Source organism: Staphylococcus sp. M0911 (assembly GCF_003491325.1).
GTDB classification, from domain to species: Bacteria; Bacillota; Bacilli; order Staphylococcales; family Staphylococcaceae; genus Staphylococcus; species Staphylococcus warneri_A.
In genome coordinates this window covers 894,456-914,365 of sequence record NZ_CP022881.1, presented here as the reverse complement: position 1 = coordinate 914,365, position 19,910 = coordinate 894,456, and the positions used below count along the sequence as shown (strand labels likewise).

General features: G+C 30.3%; 16 protein-coding genes and 3 pseudogenes. 4 read left to right on the top strand and 15 right to left on the bottom strand.

All coding sequences use genetic code 11. The annotated features are described in order from the left end of the window. Positions 1 to 3: 3 nt before the first annotated feature. Positions 4 to 2,078, bottom strand: a pseudogene (locus ssp1_RS04430) (tyrosine-type recombinase/integrase). A 9-nt stretch (positions 2,079 to 2,087) separates the two neighbouring features. Next, a pseudogene (locus tag ssp1_RS04425) lies at positions 2,088 to 3,179 on the bottom strand (tyrosine-type recombinase/integrase). A gap of 117 nt (positions 3,180 to 3,296) precedes the next feature. Here ssp1_RS04425 and ssp1_RS04420 point away from each other — a divergent pair. After that, positions 3,297 to 3,599 (top strand): annotated as a pseudogene (locus ssp1_RS04420) (YolD-like family protein); the annotation flags it as partial. A gap of 74 nt (positions 3,600 to 3,673) precedes the next feature. On the opposite strand, the gene ssp1_RS04415 reads toward ssp1_RS04420, so the two are convergent. Beyond that, positions 3,674 to 3,844, bottom strand: a complete 171-nt coding sequence (locus tag ssp1_RS04415) for a hypothetical protein (protein WP_002466153.1) — start codon at positions 3,842 to 3,844, stop codon at positions 3,674 to 3,676. Positions 3,845 to 4,228: 384 nt separating this feature from the next. On the opposite strand from ssp1_RS04415, the gene ssp1_RS04410 reads away from it, so the two are divergent. Continuing rightward, a complete protein-coding gene (locus tag ssp1_RS04410) occupies positions 4,229 to 5,269 on the top strand; it encodes a C45 family autoproteolytic acyltransferase/hydrolase (protein WP_075778956.1) in 1,041 nt (346 codons plus the stop codon). 54 nt (positions 5,270 to 5,323) lie between these two features. On the opposite strand, the gene ssp1_RS04405 is transcribed toward ssp1_RS04410, so the two are convergent. The 3 genes from ssp1_RS04405 to ssp1_RS04395 form a co-directional block, all read right to left on the bottom strand. Then, entirely contained in the window at positions 5,324 to 6,166 is an 843-nt protein-coding gene (locus ssp1_RS04405) for a DUF4097 family beta strand repeat-containing protein (protein ID WP_075778957.1), read from the bottom strand. After that, positions 6,163 to 6,720, bottom strand: coding sequence for an HAAS signaling domain-containing protein (locus ssp1_RS04400; RefSeq protein WP_002452237.1), 558 nt, complete (start codon positions 6,718 to 6,720; stop codon positions 6,163 to 6,165). Before ssp1_RS04400 ends, ssp1_RS04405 begins: the two co-directional genes overlap by 4 nt. A gap of 63 nt (positions 6,721 to 6,783) precedes the next feature. Further along, positions 6,784 to 7,269 carry a hypothetical protein gene (locus ssp1_RS04395; RefSeq protein ID WP_075778958.1) on the bottom strand — a complete coding sequence of 162 codons (486 nt, stop codon included), beginning with the start codon at positions 7,267 to 7,269 and terminating at the stop codon, positions 6,784 to 6,786. Between the two features lie 166 nt (positions 7,270 to 7,435). On the opposite strand from ssp1_RS04395, the gene ssp1_RS04390 reads away from it, so the two are divergent. Continuing rightward, positions 7,436 to 7,999, top strand: a complete 564-nt coding sequence (locus ssp1_RS04390) for a thioredoxin family protein (protein WP_075778959.1) — start codon at positions 7,436 to 7,438, stop codon at positions 7,997 to 7,999. Positions 8,000 to 8,131: 132 nt separating this feature from the next. Here the strand turns inward: ssp1_RS04390 and pmtD are convergent, their stop codons facing one another. From pmtD to ssp1_RS12010, 7 genes are all read right to left on the bottom strand, one after another. Beyond that, positions 8,132 to 8,866 carry a phenol-soluble modulin export ABC transporter permease subunit PmtD gene (gene pmtD, locus ssp1_RS04385; RefSeq protein ID WP_002452234.1) on the bottom strand — a complete coding sequence of 245 codons (735 nt, stop codon included), beginning with the start codon at positions 8,864 to 8,866 and terminating at the stop codon, positions 8,132 to 8,134. Next, positions 8,866 to 9,738 carry a phenol-soluble modulin export ABC transporter ATP-binding protein PmtC gene (pmtC, locus tag ssp1_RS04380; RefSeq protein WP_002452233.1) on the bottom strand — a complete coding sequence of 291 codons (873 nt, stop codon included), beginning with the start codon at positions 9,736 to 9,738 and terminating at the stop codon, positions 8,866 to 8,868. The genes pmtD and pmtC overlap by 1 nt, the downstream gene beginning before the upstream one ends. 12 nt (positions 9,739 to 9,750) lie before the next feature. Further along, positions 9,751 to 10,422 (bottom strand): phenol-soluble modulin export ABC transporter permease subunit PmtB, encoded by a 672-nt coding sequence (gene pmtB / locus ssp1_RS04375; RefSeq protein ID WP_002452232.1) that lies wholly within the window; start codon positions 10,420 to 10,422, stop codon positions 9,751 to 9,753. After that, the gene (gene pmtA, locus ssp1_RS04370) at positions 10,419 to 11,318 is read right to left on the bottom strand and encodes a phenol-soluble modulin export ABC transporter ATP-binding protein PmtA (protein ID WP_075778962.1); all 900 of its coding nucleotides are present in this window, start codon (positions 11,316 to 11,318) and stop codon (positions 10,419 to 10,421) included. The genes pmtB and pmtA overlap by 4 nt, the downstream gene beginning before the upstream one ends. Then, complete coding sequence (pmtR, locus tag ssp1_RS04365; protein ID WP_002452230.1) at positions 11,318 to 11,695, bottom strand: PSM export ABC transporter transcriptional regulator PmtR; 378 nt, start codon at positions 11,693 to 11,695, stop codon at positions 11,318 to 11,320. The genes pmtA and pmtR overlap by 1 nt, the downstream gene beginning before the upstream one ends. Positions 11,696 to 11,880: 185 nt before the next feature. Further along, positions 11,881 to 12,063, bottom strand: a complete 183-nt coding sequence (locus ssp1_RS04360) for an SE1626 family protein (protein ID WP_002452229.1) — start codon at positions 12,061 to 12,063, stop codon at positions 11,881 to 11,883. A gap of 179 nt (positions 12,064 to 12,242) precedes the next feature. After that, positions 12,243 to 12,338 carry a Trp-rich small protein gene (locus ssp1_RS12010; RefSeq protein WP_100066986.1) on the bottom strand — a complete coding sequence of 32 codons (96 nt, stop codon included), beginning with the start codon at positions 12,336 to 12,338 and terminating at the stop codon, positions 12,243 to 12,245. Positions 12,339 to 12,537: 199 nt separating this feature from the next. Here ssp1_RS12010 and ssp1_RS04355 point away from each other — a divergent pair, with 199 nt between their 5' ends. Beyond that, positions 12,538 to 13,824, top strand: coding sequence for an aminotransferase class I/II-fold pyridoxal phosphate-dependent enzyme (locus ssp1_RS04355; RefSeq protein ID WP_002452228.1), 1,287 nt, complete (start codon positions 12,538 to 12,540; stop codon positions 13,822 to 13,824). A gap of 68 nt (positions 13,825 to 13,892) precedes the next feature. Here the strand turns inward: ssp1_RS04355 and ssp1_RS04350 are convergent, their stop codons facing one another. After that, on the bottom strand, positions 13,893 to 14,201 hold the full coding sequence (locus ssp1_RS04350; protein WP_049425077.1) for a hypothetical protein: 309 nt from the start codon (positions 14,199 to 14,201) through the stop codon (positions 13,893 to 13,895). A 70-nt stretch (positions 14,202 to 14,271) separates the two neighbouring features. Beyond that, a complete protein-coding gene (locus ssp1_RS04345; protein WP_118828136.1) occupies positions 14,272 to 19,641 on the bottom strand; it encodes a SasC/FmtB family protein in 5,370 nt (1,789 codons plus the stop codon). Positions 19,642 to 19,910 lie beyond the last annotated feature (269 nt).

Below are 19,910 nucleotides of genomic sequence, written 5' to 3'. Positions count from 1 at the left end.
CTCCTATTTTTTCATCCTGTTATTTCTACCAAAAATAACGTTTCCATCTTTTATATTTTTTAATATGTCTTCATATTTTTCTAATAGATTGACATGCTTTTCTACCATATCATCTCTATTAAAGTTTTTAGCTACTTCTATAGAATTAATGGTAGATTTAACAAGCAATTCATACTTTTCTACATCTAGATTTAAAAATCCTATTGCTAAATCTTTACAAGGTTTCCCTGAATTACAAGTTAAACAGGGTGGCGCTTCCATATATGGACAATCACCTTTTAGTCTTGCATGACACGTACCATATGGATTGTCCATAGCATTTAATTTATGCTCTTGCCATAAAGAGTTCAACGTATTCTCAGATAGCTCACTACTATGTTTAATATTTTTTACTTTACCATCAATATCAAAGGTAAATGCGCCTTGATATATAACTGATTCAAATGCTTTTCTTTTAGTATCATCAAGAAGTTTCGCATATCTAAGTGTCATTTCAGGAGAGGCATGAGCTAGTAACTCTTGAATAGTTAGAATATCAACTCCACCATTAAGTAATTTAACAGCATATGTATGTCTAAATTGATGTGTTTTAAAGTGAAAAATTTCTCCCTTTTCGTCAACTATATTTTTAGTTTTAGCTAAATAATTTAAATGAGAACGAACTAAATGCTGAGTATATGGCATTCCTTTTCTCTTACCTTTGTATATAACAAATATATAATCATTAGGGTTATTGTCCTTAGTAATTTGTCTTTTAGAATTTGCAATTAAAACGGCTAATATATCGGCTAATTGCTCATCAATAGGTATTCTATGGCCTTTTACAAAAGTTTTTGCTATATCAGTAACTATAGAATATTTACCATTAATTTTAGTAAGGCAGTTATCTTTTAAAGTTAATACATCTGATATACGTAAACCCGTTTTAAATGCTATCCAAATGATAGGTATAATTTCTTCAGGTAAAGAATTTATATTTTCAAATAGTTGATCTAATACAAAATCTGGGATATAATCAATTTGATTTTTTTCGAGTTTTTCATGTTTAGGCAGATCTTGTGGCAAAAATAGAAATCTTATATCTTCTGTAGGTGCTATACTATATACTTTTGCATAATTATATCATTCAAAAATCTTCTAACTAATTTAAGTTCTTCACGTACAAAATTCTTTACACTTCGTACGTTTTTACTTTTTGCATATTAAAAAATGAAATCAATATATATTTCCATATGCTTTCTTTCTAGCTTATTTAAATCATTCCAATTAGGTTCTTGATTATGTATACTATTTAAAAACCTAGTCAAAACTCTTACATACATTCTGCCTGTAGCAAAATTCATATTTCCGGTCAATAACCGTTGTTTTAAATATTTTTTTACAGAAGTTCTTATATTAAGTGAAGCTATCTTTTTAAAATTTAGATAATTTCCTGTAAGTGTTTTATTATAAGTCAATCCATACATTTCTAAATTTCTTATATCCCATAAATCTTTATCCCACTCTTCTCTACTATCAATCATTTTTGAAAACAGTCTATATAATTTTTTTAAGCTTGAAGCTATAGGCGTTTTTGCTTCATAATTTCCAAAAACGATACTTTTCGATCTTTTTATAGTGGTTACATTTTGATTTTTTAACCATTTAATCCATTCAGTCTCTATACTATTAAATTCGTAATCTAATAATGAGTTTATATTTGGATACTTTTCATTGAAGAAAGTAGCTAATTTATTAATATGTACTGCACCACCATTAAATAAAGAATTTAAAGACCAATATTCAGTAGTAATTAATTTCAGGCAGATATACTTGAATTCTAAATTTAAATACTCGTTTTGAAATCTAAAAAATATATTTTTTCTTTTACCATTATATCTATTCAAATCATCTTGAAATTGATTAAAAATCTTAAAATTAGAAATGTGCCATACATCATTTTTATAGAAATAATCACTATAGATATTGGTATAAACAACATCCCCCTCAAGATTTATACTCTTACTTTTCAAAAAGCAAAGTTCTTTTTTCAATTTGTTTTGCAAAAAATCATCTGTATTTTGGACGCTATTATTCATGTGAATCTCCTATTCAAATATTTGGAATAAATCTTTTACTTTTTCCCAATTTTCACGGATAATCTGATCATTATTATGAATATACAAATCCATAGTGGTTTGTATATTACTGTGTCCAAGTCGTTCTTGAACTTGTTTTATATTTTTACTTTTATTGTAAAAAATAGTAGCATGAGTGTGCCTTAACAAGTGAGGATGAACCATAATTCCAATTTTCTTTCTTAAACGTTTAAATATTGAATTTACGTCATTATAATCTAAAGGTTCTCCAACATTTTTACCTTTAACTTTAATAAACAAAAATTCAGAATCAGTTGAAACTTCATATAAATAATCATCATATAAATCAATCAAAGATTGTGAAATGTATATTTTACGTTCTCCACTTTTTAATCTGGCTCCATTTTTATTTTTTCTATTTTTCAAAATAATTTAATGTCCATTAGTTAAATCATATTTAATATCATCTATGTAAAGTGACAACAATTCCCCAATACGCAATCCCGTTTCATATAATAATTGAATCATAAATTTATCCCTAATGTTATTTGACGCTTTTATTAACTCTTTTATTTCACTGGTACTCAATATTTTCCTTTTTTCTTTTGGCACTTTTACTTTTAGTGTATTTGTATATAATAAATCATTTATATTTACATGATCTAAAAATCTTTTATAAGAAGAACGATGACCTCTTTCTATTAAAATTGATTTAGCAACGTCAATTTTAGATTTTTTAGTTCTAAATAAATAATCATAAAAGTTAGTAACTACAGTGATAGTTAAATTAATAGTTTTAGCACTTTTTCCATATAATGATTTATCTTTAAATATAACTTTTTCATATTTATTTGGTGACTTTAACCACAAAACAAAATCAACTAAATCATCAAAAGTTACCTCTTTATGACCTTTATTTTTAAATTCGAGGTACACAAAATATCTTTTTAAACAATATGCATAAGTCTTTAAAGTATTCTCACTTTTATTAACACTCTCTAAATACTTTAAATAATAGGTAACATCTTCGACTGGATTTAAATTACTATCAATTATCATAAAGTTCTTTCCACTGTTAGAATACACATTTACTATTTTCATATTATACATATAATACGTAATAAAATTAGTTAAGATAACAATTTTTTCTGTTGAATATCTCGCAATATTTTTATACATATTATACAAATTAAACTCTAAAATTATTAATACATATAACCATTTGCTACCTTACCTGAACAATTTGAAACGATTCATCAATATATCATCGATCAAAATAAGGTTGATCGCCCTGTACTTTCTGATGATCAATTATCTGATTTGAATTTTCGTTTACATCAGTCCTTGCAGTTAAATCAGCCAGTAGTTGTACAGTATTATGATGACGGATACTTTAAATCTATCGAACTTAATATTGAACGTATTGATGCTATAACTTTTGAAGTTGAAGGCTATCCATCTCATTCTTCTGATAAATTCAAACTTTCTTTATTAGACATTGTAAGTATTTCCCCTACTTAATTTCTTTTAAAGCAAATAAAAAAGCCACTGATGACGATTTCATCAGTGACGCTTTCATTAATTTAATCTTTAAATTAATTATTATTTTCGATATCTGAAACGATTTCTTTAGTTTTTCTTTCGATATCTTCAAAGTCTTTTTTGAAAATATAAGCAAATGCAACTACACCTACGCCTACAACAACTGTAGTGATAGCTACTAAACTAAATACAAATTTAAATAAACCTTTAATAAAGTTCCACATTAAAATTCACCTCTATATTTTATATGCATATCTACAATACATTATGATAGCATATTTATCGTTATCAATAAATACATACCCTTTTTACTATTTTATAAGCTCTCTTTATAAAAATTTTTATGATAAGATGTAACTATAAAAAAGACGACTGATTTATTCATCAGCCGTCAGTACAATATTATAATTATTTATTCCACCAAGCAGAAATCGCATGTTTTACATTATCATATGCTCTACGCATGATATCACCCCAAATAAATTATTTCTCAAGGCTATCAGTAACTAATTACAATTTTATTATATATATAATTACATAAAATAACAATTAATGTAACATTAACATTATATTACAAAGTGTAAATTTTGAATAAGGAGTACTTTCAAATGCAAAACGTTCAATCTGAAATTATGAGCTATAGAGGTTCACATTATGATTTAGGCGTACAAACCGCCAAATGGTTAAAACAAACTGACCTCTTGAAAAATAGAGAAAAAGAATGGAAAAAGAGAATTCCTAGATTTGATATAGATATTAACGAAACACATTCTATTTTTCAAACGTATGCACCTAAAATTTGGGAAGAACTCATGGGTATGCAAGATGTATTAAAGTTACCAACACGTCAAATGATTTTAAACTTTGCACATTATCGTTTTACTGATTTAAAAGAAAGTGGCTGTACCGTATTTAACGGAACAGATTATTTAGTAAGAAATTATGATTACCATCCTGCTACTTATGATGGCAGATATTTATTATATCAACCTAATGATGGCGGATTAGCACAAATTGGTCCAACATCAAGAGTAACTGGACGTATGGACGGTATGAATGAAGTTGGTTTAGTGATGGCATATAATTTTATGCATCGTAAGAAACCAGCAAATGGATTTGTTTGTTATATGGTGGGAAGATTAATTTTAGAACTCTGTAAAAATATCGACGAAGCGATTCAACTGTTAAAAGAGATACCGCACCGTAGTTCGTTTAGTTATATTTTAATGGATCAATCTTTAAATCATGCCATCGTAGAAATTACACCTCGTGATATCAATGTTAGATATGATACTATTTGTACAAATCATTTTGAATTACTAACGCATGAAAATAGAAATTATACTAAAGAATCTAAAGAACGATTAGCACGCGTCATTAATCAAACACATACACAACTTGATAAGTATCAAGCATTCAAATTATTTAATGATCCACAATACGACATATATAGCAAACTTTTTAACAGTTGGTCTGGTACCATTCATACATCGATGTACGAACCACAATCACTTACGGCATGGATGTCTTTAGGTGAGAATCAGATACCTTCAAGTATAGATTTTAATGCTTGGCTTAAAGGCGATGAGCTCACGCAACGTTCATTTGAAGGCGTCATTGATACAGATTTAACTTTTGCCACACATTAAAAAAGTACAAAACGAGAACAAATAGACCTGTCTCGTTTTGTACTTTATCTTCCTTTATTTTATGACTATATCTCCATCAACCGTATAAAATTCAAGTATATTGTCACTTTTACCTACTTTACTTTCATGAAAATGTTTATTCTCAATTATAGACTTTCCTTTACCTGGTTGTAATTTCAACAAAGTATTTTCTGGTTTATCTTTATAAGAGTAATAAATATCGCCTTTTTTAGTAGAAGCCTTGATATCATTTCTAGGTGACATTTTATTAAAACTAATATTACCGCTTCCTAACAAGAAAATAGAATTACTAATATCACTTTTGCTCACACTAATAAAGCCTTTCTCTATGTTAAAATTAGCATTTTTAAGAATTGAATTATTAATATTGAAATGTGTGGCATAAGAATTAACATCTGAATTTTCTACGTTAACACTATTTAAAGTTATTGGATTACTATAATTGATCAAGTTCATATTTTTAGAATTGATATTTTTTATATAATAACTACTGTTTTTAGAATATCCTTTAAGTTCATTTAATTTTATATTTGGCACCTCAATAACAATCTGATTGTCATCTTTTCTAAACGGATTTAAATTAATAGCGTAGCCTCTATCAACATTTTTCACTTCTGAAATTTTCAGTGTTTTATTCTTGTTAACTAAGTTTACTTTATTATCCCCATTATATTTCACTTTAAATTTAGAGCCTTTAACCACCTTAACATTAGTATATTCTGTGTTTATTGATATATTTTTAAAATTAGAGTTAGGATAGGATTTATTAATTTTCGTTTCTTCATAATTCTGTTTTTCAAAGGTGAACCAGCAAACTGTAGCACCTATAAAGAAAACAAGAAAAATGATAAGACCTGAAAACATTATCTTTCTCATCTTCGAACGCTTCCTTTAACTGTTTTAATATACCATCTCAAATATTTTAGAATGAGTCTATATATCGTTTCTAATACTTTAAATGTTATAACAATCAACATTAATCCGAGTCCTGTATATGCTATTGAAAAAAGAATATTACTTACTGAATCATGTATACCTTTATATAAAGACGATAAGACTAAAATTAAAGGTGCACAAATTAATAACACGGAAACAATAAACAAAATAACGAATATCATACATATGAAAAACACTGGAATTAATACTAAAAATACTGATAGCAAACCTAAACTTAATGAAGCCGTAACAGCTCGTAACGTATTATGAAATGTTGGTTTATATTCAGCATATTCAATCGCGCTATGCGCTTTGACCTGTTTAGCTATATCATTAGGCTCTTTTAACGCTTTAACTATTTCCGCTTCAGATTTACCTTTCAGTTCCTCTTCATAAAAGTAATGTTCATAATCATACATTTTTTTATCTTTTTCTTTGCGAGGTAGTTCGTCTAATGAGACTTCTAATTCATTCAAAAATGTAATTTTATCCATAGTATTGTCACTCTTTCTATCTATTTTTTCAATTAGTTGCAATACTAATGTTCAACTATTTAGTTACTTACTAAAGAATTCAATCCGCTTCACGATATCATCTTTATATAAAATACTTAATTTCATATGATGTCCACGATCTCGATAAGTTATTGATTGATAGTTCTTACCTATTTTACTTTTTTGATAATTACTACCTAAATCATTAATAACTTCATCAATATGACTCCCAATTCTAACACCAAAATTTGTATGTATCTCTTTATCTTTAACAAGTACAATGCCTTTAACAACGTGTTTCTTTTTATGTACTTTAACTGTTAAATCATCATACTTTTTATGATTATAAAATGTGTAACGATCTACTTTAATATTTTTATTTACATTAAAATCCTTTTTATGAAATTGTTCATTTAAATGTATCCCATTTATTGATGCACTTGATAAATCAACGGTTTTTATATTTTTATAAAATGAAAGACCTATCAGAAGTAAAATGGCTAATATTAAGAATAGCGTACTAATTATCCATCGATTCTGTATGCGCAAAGATGTTCACCACTTTCAACTTATTATAATAAATATAGCATAAGGTGTATTTAGTTTCATCTCACGGTAGGTATTTGCTAAAATGAGAGAATTTTTAAAATATTTTAATTTATTTACATTATGAAAATTGGTATAATATATAAAATGATTAAAGGAGGTTTTTTCGATGACCAATTTAGAAACATATTTTAAAAACAGTCAAGACATCGGACCTTATATTGAGCAGATGCAAGACAATAAAGACAATCTCGTTTCAATTTATGATTCCTTTAAGTTACCTGAAGATGATGAAAGATTACAGAAATTAAAATCATCTAACTATTCTAAAGTATTGGTAATTACCGAAGACTGGTGTGGCGATGCCATGATGAATCTTCCAATACTTAAACATATTGCTGAAGCCCTAGAATTAGAAGTCAAAGTGTTCCATAGAGATGATGATACACATCTTATAGACCAATATTTAACAAATGGAAAATCACGTTCAATTCCTATTTTTGTATTTTTAAATGATAATTATGAACAAGAAACAGTTTGGGGTCCACGTGCTAAAGAAGTTCAATCATTTGTTACGAATTTACGTGAAGATACTTTACCAAGTAAAGATCACCCGGATTATGAAGATAAAGTTAAAGAAACACATTTAATTATTTCAAATCGATATAAAACAGATTCCACATTCTGGAAAGCAGTTTACAATTCAATTATTGATCAAATGCTTTATAAATAACACCTATATATAACGAAGCTATTTGAGTAAGATAGCTTCGTTTTCTTTTGAAATCTCCCGTTTTAACGCCTTATTCTCTCTTAAATTAAAATATTAAAAACCGGGACTATCAAGCCCCGGTAATCACTTATTCTAAATATCTCTTTTAGCTGCATATAATACATTAACAATAAATAGCACTACGATTGATGCTATAGAAATAAACCATTGCCAATGTGTAAATGAAACATCGGACTCAGTCATTTTTTGAGTTAAATATGTGAATGGAATGTATTTAAATGACTTATGAATGTCATCACCGATGTTTGGAATTAAACCTACTAGCGGTTGGATAAATGGCACAATTAATAATAAGAAAATGCCTAACGTAAATATAACAGCTGGTTTTTCAACTGCTAATGTAATTAAAAATAAAAATAATCCAAAGAATAGGAAAAAGATAAGATAGAACCAAATGTTAGTTAAAAAGTTATCTCCGTCAATACTTTTACCTTTAGTTGTAGATTCAATTACAATAATCACTATATATTGAACAAGTGTAAATAAAAATGAAATTAGAATCATTGAAATTGTTTTAGCAACAATATAGCCAATTCTACTACTCATTTTGTTCATATATAATTGAATTGTTCCTTGTGAGTAATCTCGAGTAATTGTTTTGATAATAAATAATAAACCTGCAAATAAGAATAACCAATTGGCCATGATAAATACCATTGTATAGTCCACTTTGTGTCCAGGACTATAATTTGCCATCATGACAGCTTGAAAGACAGTTAAACCAATGACAAGTATAAACGCAATGTACGTGAGCGGACTTTTAAAAATACTAATTAAATCATGTTTTACTAATTGTAAAGATCTCATTATTTATCACCTCTTTGATTAATATTAAAGTAAGTATCACGTAATGAACTTTTACGTGTTTCAATATATTTAGGATAAATATTGAGTTTTGCTAATGCTTCAAGTACATCTTTATAATTTTTTTGCGCTTTGATTATGATTTCTCCATTTTCTTTATTAGACTGTTGAACATGGAATTTTTCTGTTAACATTTCTAATGCATTTTGATAGTCTTCTGTATCGATTGAAATAATCGTACTATCTTTTGGTCCACCATCTTTCATATTGACATCTTGTACGAATGTACCATCTCTTAAGAATACAGCTCTATCACAAATGAGTTCAATGTCCTCTAATTTATGACTAGAAATCAATATTTTCATTTCTAACTGTTTAACCAATGATTGAATCGTCTTCAATACGTCAATCGAACCATCTGGATCCATACCATTTGTAGGTTCATCTAAAATAAGGTATTTTGGTTTATTCATTAATGAAACTGCTATAGCTAATTTTTGCTTCATACCCATTGAATATTTTTTCACTTTTTTCTTGATATAAGGTCTCATACCGAATGCATCAATGATGTGATCCGCATATTCTTTATCGAATCCTTTACCTAATACTTGTGCAAATAATTTTAAATTATATAAACCTGTTTTATTATCATATAGTTTAGGATGCTCAATTAAATAACCAACATTTTCATTATTAGGTAAATTAACTTTCCCCTCATAATTAATAATATTCCCATTCATTACTTTCATTAGTGTTGTTTTACCTACACCATTTTTACCGATTAATCCTACGATTTGACTGTTTCCAAAATCAAAATCAATATGATCTATAACAGTATTTTGGCCATATTTTTTTGTTATTTGTTCTAACTTCATTGTAGACCTCCTTTAAAGTGTATGTTTCTTAATTTTATTTAGTTGTAAAACGTAATTAATGATTAAAACTATAATACTTAATAGTACAAATCCATAATTTAAAAAATAAGAGTAAAATTGTGGAATTTGACTATGATTTAAAAATATATAATTAATTAAAATCAAGGTGACGGATAATAGAAATGGTAATGCGAACATAATCAAAATGATATAAGCAATATATGATACTCCCTCAGTTTTATACTCAGTACTTTTTCTAAAAGCTACTGGTATCGATAAGAAGTTCGCTACAATATAGGCATATGTAGTTGAGAAATATATTGCATTGGTTTGAATAGAATCTGATTCATAACCGTATAAAGTAATCACAATTGCACCAAATAAAGTAAAGAAGATACATGTTAAATAATTGGCGTTTAACATATCCTTCTTGGATACTGGTAAACTTCCAAAAAATAAGTTTGATCGATTCCCACCTAATCGTCGATGAAATCTAAACAAATGACCAGCATCGAGTATAGACATTATCATTAAAATTAATCCAAGCGGTATTGCCATAACAGAATTCATGAGCGGATTAGGTTTCATTATGAAGCTATATATTGGATAAAATACAATCAATGCTATATACAAAATAAGAGTCCAGTATCTTAATTTAATATTTCTAATTAATAATTGCTTCATTTTTTATCCTCACTTTCTAAAGTAAGGGGCTCATATGATTTACTCTTAAATTTTTCTAAATAAATCATTAATTCTTCTATACTCGGATTTTGAACTTCAATATCATTTCCGAATATTTCTTTAAATGTTTGTGCATGTCGTGTTAAAGCTGTATATCCAGTTTTCCTAGTTTCTCTGTAGATTAATAATTCTTCCAATTCTTCATCTAAATCATTATGATTACCTTTAATAATTTGAAATTTACTCATTAACGATTCAATTGAATCATTTAATATCATTTCACCGTCTCTGATATATACTAAATAATCAGCAATCTTTTCCAAATCTGAAATAATATGTGTAGAAATGAAAACTGTCTTATCTTCATCAATTAGTTCTTGTTGAATAATTTCTAATACTTCATTTCTTACAATTGGGTCCAAACCCGAAGTAGGCTCATCCAAAATAAATAACTCAGCATGATGGCTAAATGCAATAGCCAGTGACAATTTCATCTTCATACCATTAGAAAATTGATTGATTTTCTGATTATACGGTAAATCAAATCTTCTTAAATAATCATTAAACAAATACCTATCCCAATCTTGATAAAAAGGAGAAATGATATTTTCTAACTTTTTTATAGTCCATTTTTCATTAAAGTATGTTTCTGAATAAACAAAGCCTATTTTATTTTTTATCTTAATAGGATTCGTTAACATACTGTCACCTAAAATTGAAATGCTTCCACTATCGTATTGTAATAAATCCATAATTAATCGTATGACTGTCGTTTTCCCTGCACCATTAGCACCAATAAATCCTGTAACAAATCCTTGAGGCACATTGAATGATACGTCCTTCAATTTAAAGTTCCGTCTAGAATAATTAACATGGTTCAATTCTATAGCATTCATTATTCTTCCTCCTCATAAATTAAGGAAAGAATTTCTTGTAGTTCTTCTAAAGACATCCCAATTGTCTTTGCTTCTTTCGTCATTGATTTTGCTAAATTTTCAATCACAAAGAACTGCTTTTCCTTTAGAATTGAGTTATCCTGTTCTTTCACAAACGTTCCCTTGCCTCTAATCGTAGTAACAAAACCATCTTTTTCCAAATCTTCATATGCGCGTTTGGTTGTAATTAAACTAACTTGTAAGTCTTTTGCTAATTCACGCATAGATGGTAAATGTTCACCAGAAGAAACGTATCCTTTCAAAATGTTCTCTTTAATTTGTTGTTTGATTTGTTCATAAATGGGATATTCACTGGTGTTCTTCAAAATAATTTTCATTGATGTCCCCCTTTTCTTCTGTATATAATAAATATACACACTATATACAAATTTGTAAAGTATATATATGATTCTCCTTTATACATATGGTTGGACGATAACAAATTATATATAAACAATATATACAGATTAAAAAAACAGCATGTAAACTACACACTGTTTCCAACAATTCATTTCTAAATTGATTACTTTTTATGATTATTTTTACGTCGATCATTATTTCTACTTATAAATGCGCATATTATGAACATAATAGCAGCAAGCAGTAATTTTATTCCTGAAGATTCATTTCCTGTAGCTTGCAAATAATAACCTATAATGAATAATATGATTGCTAACACTACAAATATTTTAGTCATATGCTTCATTGAATTCACCTCATTATTTTAAATTATATCAAACTATCAGTTTTTACTAAAATTCATTCAAACGTTATATTGATTGCGATATATATATCGCGATGTTACTATATAATTGTATCCACAAATTATACTACACAACCCCAAGTCTGGTACCAGCAGGCTTGGGGTATTTTGTGTATGGTCATCTATTTATCTTTCCAATTAATTTCTAACCAAACTCGAAAGATAACAAGTAGGCCACCTGTTAATAAAGTTATAATTCCATCTTGCCACCACGTCATTATACTACACCTCCCAAATGCAAAGTGTCATAAATGTCGATGACCTATACTTATCTTAACATAAAACAGAACACATGTTCGTATATTTTGCTGAATAATTAATATTAATTAAATCTTTAATAACAATACTTTATCTTTGGACAATTTCAAGATACTATAAGGATAATGACTTTAATTTAAAAAAGAGAGGTTATTCAATATGAACCCATTAGCCCAAAATTTAAACGAACAACTAAAACAGTCAAATCCTGAAATCTTTTCTATGCTTTCAGATTTAGGGCAAAATATGTTTTATCCAAAAGGTATTCTTTCTCAATCTGCTGAAGCAAAGAGCACAAAGTATAATGCAACAATTGGTATGGCAACAAATGACAACGGTAAAATGTATGCCAATGCTCTAAATCAAATGTTTAATGAACTGTCACCAGATGAAATCTTCCCATATGCACCACCTCAAGGTATTGAAGAATTGCGTGATTTATGGCAAGAAAAAATGTTAAAAGATAATCCTGATTTAACCAAAGAAGTCATGACAAGACCCATTGTTACCAATGCACTTACGCATGGACTTTCACTTGTAGCCGACCTATTCATCAATTCAGGTGATACTATTTTATTACCAGAGCATAACTGGGGAAACTATAAATTAGTATTTAACACACGACACAATGCAAACATCGACACATATCCAATCTTTGATGAAAATGGTCACTATACTACGAAATCTTTAGTTAAATCTTTAGAAGCTTATAATAAAGATAAAGTCGTAATGATTCTTAATTATCCGAATAACCCTACTGGTTACACACCTAATAATGAAGAGGTACAAACCATTGTCAATGCAATTAAATCATTAGCAGAAAAAGGAACACAGGTGGTAGCTGTGATTGACGATGCGTACTATGGATTGTTTTACGAAGATGTCTATACTCAATCTTTATTCACTGCATTAACAAATATTCAATCTAAAAATGTACTTCCAGTGAGATTAGATGGTGCAACTAAAGAATTCTTTGCATGGGGATTCCGTGTAGGATTTATTACATTTGGTGTAGAAGACGCATCTACTAAAGATGTATTAGAAGCCAAAACTAAAGGATTAATACGTAGCAATATTTCAAGTGGCCCACTACCATCTCAAAGTGCTGTTAAACATGTACTTAAAAATAATGTTCAATTTAATAAAGAAATTGAACAAAATATAACGACATTACGAGAACGATATGAAGTAACAAAAACAGTCGTATATGCGGATCAATATCAATCTCATTGGCAAGCATATGATTTTAATTCTGGTTACTTTATGGCAATTAAAGTTAAAGATGTAAATCCTGAAACATTACGTCAGCATTTAATTGAGAAATATTCAATTGGTGTCATCGCATTAAATGAAACTGATATTAGAATCGCATTTAGTTGTGTAGAAAAAGATGATATTCCACATGTATTTGATTCAATCGCAAAAGCAATTGATGATTTGAGATAATATAACAAAAAGGTTAGACCAACTCAATTTGTGGTCTAACCTTTTTTCATCTTATTCAATAAATATATCTAGATAAAAATCAATAAAATAAATCCTACAATTGCTAATGAAAATGGTCCATAAGCTTTTAAGTTATCTTTAATTTTTAATCCTATAAAACCATCTATTAATTGGACTAAAGCCATTAAAAATGTCATAGCAAATAAAAATAGATGATTTATAAAGAATAGTGTTGCGACGCACAATAATGCAATTGAAAAACTTCTAGCAAACGCATAAAGTGCATTCACTTGTTTAGTTTTAATGCATGCATCGACAGCATAAAATAAACTTACTAACGAACTAATACATGTAAATATTGCGATAACAAAATACATAATAACTCCTCAAATTCTCTATTTTATAGTCAACATGTTATTAATATAATTTATTATATACTCTTTTAAGCTATAAGTCTTTTCTTTTCAATTTTAATTTACAAAGTATGAATCCCAATAGCAGTAAAACAATACTAGTGTTTCCTTTTTCATTCGTTTGTTTCTTTCCTGTATTTGGTAATTCTATTTTGTCTTTTTGTATCTCTTTCTTAATTACATAATGTGTTTTTACATTTTTAATTTCACTTTCATTAACTAATTTTTCTTGTTTATTATTATACAAATCATACACTGTTCCTTTAAATTTCGGAATTATAAAATGAATACTTTCACTTTCATCACTATTACCAAATGTACTACTTACTAGCAATTCTTTATAATTTTGGACTATTTGATAATCAATGGTAACTATACCAGTTTCACTATCTATTTGAATCCCACTTATTTTGTGATTAAGGTTCCATTGATCATCAGCTTTTGTCGCAATAATTTCAATATTACTATTATGGGATGAACTTATAAATTGTATTCTCATTTTATCTGTTTTCCCATTTGGTTTAATAGAAATTGAACCTTTCTCTTTATCCCATATAATTATAGGTGGCATAGGTTTACTTTGTTTCACAGGAACATTAGCAACAATTTTTTCACTCGGATCACTGTTACCGAGGGTTTCACTTGCTACGACTTCACTGCCATTTTGAACACCTTGATAGCCCACTGTTAATGCGCCGTTTGCGGTGTCTATACTAATACCTACAGGCTTTTCATTTAACGCCCACTGATTGCCTATTTTTGTAGCTATGACAACTTTCGGATCGCCATTAGGATCTACATAATGGACTATCATCTTATCCGCATTACCTTGTGGTGTTACTGTTACACTAGCGTTCGCTTCATTTGATGTAATGACTGGCGCCATCGGTGTTGCTTCTTTTACAGGGACATTCGCTCTAGTTTCGGTACTTACATCACTATTACCGTGACTCTCATTTGCTGTGACTTCGCTACCATTTTGAACACCTTGATAGCCTACTGTCACTGCTCCACTTGTATTGTCTATACTGATGCCTGTTGGTGTTTCATTTAATGTCCATTGCGTTCCAACTTTAGTTGCAATAACCTCTTTTGGATCTCCGTTTGGCGCTACATAGTGTACTGTCATCTTATCTGAACCACCTTGCGGTGTTACTGTTACACTTGCATTTGTTTCATCTGATGTAATGACTGGCGCCGTTGGCGTCGCTTCTTTTACAGGGACATTCGCTCTAGACTCTGTACTTGCGTCACTATTACCATGCGTTTCGCTCGCGCTGACTTCGCTACCATTTTGAATGCCTTGATAGCCTACTGTCACTGCCCCACTTGTATTATCTATACTAATACCTGTTGGTGTTTCATTTAATGTCCACTGATTGCCTACTTTTGTGGCAATCACTTCTTTTGGATCGCCGTTTGGCGCGACATAATGGACTATCATCTTATCTGCATTACCTTGTGGTGTTACTGTTACACTCGCGTTCGCTTCATTTGATGTTATCACTGGCGCCGTTGGCGTTGTTTCTTTTACAGGGACATTCGCTCTAGCTTCTGTACTTACATCACTATTACCGTGACTCTCATTTGCTATGACTTCGCTACCATTTTGGACACCTTGGTGATTGATTGTTACCGCACCATTTGTATTATCTATACTGATACCTGTTGGCGTTTCATTTAATGCCCATTGACCTCCTGTTTTTGTCGCAATTACTTCTTTCGCATCGCCATTCGGTGCTACATAGTGCACTGTCATTTTATCTGAATCACCTTGCGGTGTTACCGTTACACTCGCGTTCGCTTCATCTGATGTTATCACTGGCGCCATTGGTGTTGCTTCTTTTAATGGTACATTCGCTCTAGTTTCGGTACTTACATCACTATTACCGTGACTCTCATTTGCTGTGACTTCGCTACCATTTTGAACACCTTGGTACCCTACTGTCACTGCACCGCTTGTATTATCTATACTGATACCTATTGGTGTCTCGTTTAATGTCCATTGATTGCCTACTTTTGTGGCGATCACTTCTTTTGCATCTCCGTTCGGTGCGACATAGTGCACTGTCATCTTATCTGAATCACCTTGCGGTATAACTGTTACACTTGCATTTGCTTCATCTGATGTTATCACTGGCGCTACCGGTGTTGCTTCTTTTAATGGTACATTCGCTCTAGACTCTGTACTTGCATCACTATTACCGTGACTCTCATTTGCTGTGACTTCGCTACCATTTTGAACACCTTGATAGCCTACTGTCACTGCACCACTTGTATTATCTATACTAATACCTGTTGGCGTTTCATTTAATGTCCATTGATTGCCTAGTTTTGTGGCGATCACTTCTTTCGCATCTCCGTTTGGCGCGACATAGTGCACTATCATTTTATCTGCATCACCTTGTGGTGTTACCGTTACACTCGCATTTCCTTCATCTGATGTTATCACTGGCGCCGTTGGCGTTGCTTCTTTCACAGGGACATTCGCTCTAGACTCTGTACTTGCGTCACTATTTCCATGCGTTTCACTCGCACTGACTTCGCTACCATTTTGAATACCTTGATAATTAACTGTCACTGCGCCGCTTGTATTATCTATACTGATACCTGTTGGCGTTTCATTTAATGCCCATTGACCTCCTGTTTTTGTCGCAATTACTTCTTTCGCATCGCCATTCGGTGCTACATAGTGCACTGTCATTTTATCTACATCACCTTGCGGTGTTACCGTTACACTCGCGTTCGCTTCATCTGATGTAATGACTGGCGCCGTTGGCGTCGCTTCTTTTAATGGTACATTCGCTCGTGATTCTGCACTTGTATCACTATTACCATATTTCTCTGTAGCAATAACCTCGCTATCATTTTGAACAGCTTGATAGCCTACTGTCACTACGCCACTTATATTATCTATACTGATACCTTTAGGGCTTTCATTTAATGCCCATTGATCTCCTGTTTTTGTCGCGATCACTTCTTTTGGATCTCCATTTGGTCCAACATATTGCACTGTCATTTTATCTGCATCAACTTGTGGTGTTACCGTTACACTCGCATTTGTTTCATTAGGCGTTATCGTTGGAGGTAATGGTGTATCTTGTTTTAAAGGAACATTTTTTCTTACTTCATCACTCGGGTCACTATTCCCGCTTGTATCATATGCGGAAACTTCACTCCCGTTTTGGACACCTTGATAATTGACTGTCACTGAACCGTTTGTATTATCTATACTAAAACCTGTCGGTGTTTCATTTAATGTCCATTGATCTCCTGCTTTTGTTGCTACAACTTCTTTTGGATCTCCATTTGGTCCAACATATTGCACTGTCATTTTATCAGTGTCTCCTTGTGGAGTAACTGTTAAGCTTGCATTTTCTTCATTAGTTGTCATTACAGGTATTGAAGGTGTAAGGCGCTTAAGTTTAATTTTTTCATGTTCTATTTGAGTAGTAATTTGATTGATAAAATCTTGGTTTTTTCTATCTGCCATTGGCACATTATTATTGGCTTCATCTAAAATAGCTTTGGCTTCATCCAATTTTAATTTTAAATTATTAACTGAAACTGTTGTATAATCCGCTTCATTGATTGAATCCAAATATTGTTTCGTATCATTATATTTATTTCTTAAGTCTTCCTTATACATTAATATTGCAACTTGTTGTTGTTCTACTTTATCTATACCAGATTTTTGTCTATCATTTCCTCGGAATGACGCATCAGTTCTATAGGTTACATTTCCATCTAAATCTACAATACTTGGTTTAACGGCAGGGAAATCAACAGTATACGTTATCGTCTTAGTAGTTCCAGCAGCTACTTTTCCAGCATTGAGTGTTAATAAACCCGTTGCCTCATTATAGTTCGTACTCGCATTTGTTGCAGAAACAAATTTTGTTCCTTGTGGTAACGTTACTCGATAAATGGTTTCATTTGAACTTGTGTGTCCTTTATTTTCAAGGATTACTGAAATTGTACCACGTGCATAATTAGAAGTTGATGAATCACTTGTAAAGTCGTAATTGATTTCAGTTACTCTAGATACAACATAAGCACCACTATTTACATTAACTCTACTAACAGCACCACCGTACATGTAATTTGGATTATCTCCAAAACCATAAGCACTATTTGTTTGGTTAGAGGTTAATGTGTACGAATTTGAAATTGGAATAAAGGATAACCTAACTCTATCAACATCACTTGGAACATTGACCATGAGATTCAGTTTTCCAGTTGGATATTTACCCATACCATTTATCTGTTTATCAAATAATACTCGATTACCGTCTGGTGTTGTTATTTTGGCTTTTACACCTGGCCAAGCATTAATTGTTGCTAAAGCTGAAGATATAAAATCTACGACTAATTCTGAATTAGGTGCAACATCAATATCTTGATAAATACCGGCTACTCTAGGGTCAGGCACACGTCTGTCAAATCCATCTGTTGTTCTGGCTAATACGACGCCATAAGGTGCTGAACTATCACTCATAAATGTTGGATAATTTCTTACTTTAGTAGTCATTACTATAGGAAATTCTTTATCTGGATCTGTAGATAAACTCGTCCATCCAATGACATCTTTAACAACCGTTAGACTTGTTTTTTGATTTGGTAAATTTCCTCCAGAAACTTGATCAAAGTGTCCGTTAATCACACCGGTATTAGTTTCATTGTATTTTAAAGGGTCATTATTATTTTGATTTGGTACTGCCCTAAATGATGCACCTTCTGATTGTCGCACTACTTGAGAATGTTGATTATTACTTGATGGCTCTGTGTTTGTTGCAGGTATACCTTTATTACCATTTTGTTCTTTTGTAATTTGAACTTCATTGTTATTCTTTTTTCTTTTTAATTTAGCAGCACTGTTAATGAAATTTCTGTAATATCCGTCAATTTCTGCTTGAGTAGATTCTTTTTGTAAAAATTTTTCAGCATTAGTAATATCATAGTTAAATTCTTTTATTGATTCATCTGTCTTATCATTTAAATTTATTTTTTTATATTGTTGAATTAATTGTTTTAATTGCTCATTATTACCACTATTTGATTGTTCAGAAGTCACCTGCTTATTATCCATTACTGGCGTTGCTTCGTTGCTCGTATTATTTGGAGTTGTTTCGTTGTTTGTATTATTTGTAGTTGCGTTTAATATTTCAGTATTTTGGTTAAGCTTTTTCTCATCTTGCTTATCTTCAATCATTGTACTATTTGTATAGCTGTTATCTATTTCAGTAGGTTGATTGAATTCTGCTGCATTTGCCATGTTAGTATGTCCAAATATTAAATACAATGAAGCTACAGTAATACTAGTCACGCCATACCCTTTTAACTTTCTAATGGAAAAATAGTTTATTTTTTTATTTTCTTGGTTGTCTTTTCTAGGGTGTTTCAATTATGACTTCCTCCTTATTATTTAATTGTCAAAATGAAAAATGCGTTAATTCAAATCAACACGTCGTTTCTGAATTAAAACATTTCTTTATAAAAATCACAATAAATAATATAACATTTGTGGATTGGTACCTCAACTATTTTATTCTATAAAATATTTTGATATTTTAATTGAATAAGTTGTCATTATTTATGATAAATAGCTTAAAAACGCATCAATTTCAATAAATAAAAAAACTTTCTAGCGAAATGGATCACTAGAAAGTTTTA

Bases quoted from the DNA above. Each gene is read 5' to 3' on its own strand.
- ssp1_RS04360 (WP_002452229.1), bottom strand. From the start codon at position 12,063: ATGAAGCATATGACTAAAATATTTGTAGTGTTAGCAATCATATTATTC.
- ssp1_RS04405 (WP_075778957.1), bottom strand. From the start codon at position 6,166: ATGAGAAAGATAATGTTTTCAGGTCTTATCATTTTTCTTGTTTTCTTT.
- ssp1_RS12010 (WP_100066986.1), bottom strand. From the start codon at position 12,338: ATGACGTGGTGGCAAGATGGAATTATAACTTTATTAACAGGTGGCCTA.
- pmtC (WP_002452233.1), bottom strand. From the start codon at position 9,738: ATGAAGTTAGAACAAATAACAAAAAAATATGGCCAAAATACTGTTATA.
- ssp1_RS04400 (WP_002452237.1), bottom strand. From the start codon at position 6,720: ATGGATAAAATTACATTTTTGAATGAATTAGAAGTCTCATTAGACGAA.
- pmtR (WP_002452230.1), bottom strand. From the start codon at position 11,695: ATGAAAATTATTTTGAAGAACACCAGTGAATATCCCATTTATGAACAA.
- ssp1_RS04350 (WP_049425077.1), bottom strand. From the start codon at position 14,201: ATGTATTTTGTTATCGCAATATTTACATGTATTAGTTCGTTAGTAAGT.
- ssp1_RS04390 (WP_075778959.1), top strand. From the start codon at position 7,436: ATGACCAATTTAGAAACATATTTTAAAAACAGTCAAGACATCGGACCT.
- ssp1_RS04410 (WP_075778956.1), top strand. From the start codon at position 4,229: ATGCAAAACGTTCAATCTGAAATTATGAGCTATAGAGGTTCACATTAT.
- pmtD (WP_002452234.1), bottom strand. From the start codon at position 8,866: ATGAGATCTTTACAATTAGTAAAACATGATTTAATTAGTATTTTTAAA.
- ssp1_RS04415 (WP_002466153.1), bottom strand. From the start codon at position 3,844: ATGTGGAACTTTATTAAAGGTTTATTTAAATTTGTATTTAGTTTAGTA.
- pmtB (WP_002452232.1), bottom strand. From the start codon at position 10,422: ATGAAGCAATTATTAATTAGAAATATTAAATTAAGATACTGGACTCTT.
- pmtA (WP_075778962.1), bottom strand. From the start codon at position 11,318: ATGAATGCTATAGAATTGAACCATGTTAATTATTCTAGACGGAACTTT.
- ssp1_RS04355 (WP_002452228.1), top strand. From the start codon at position 12,538: ATGAACCCATTAGCCCAAAATTTAAACGAACAACTAAAACAGTCAAAT.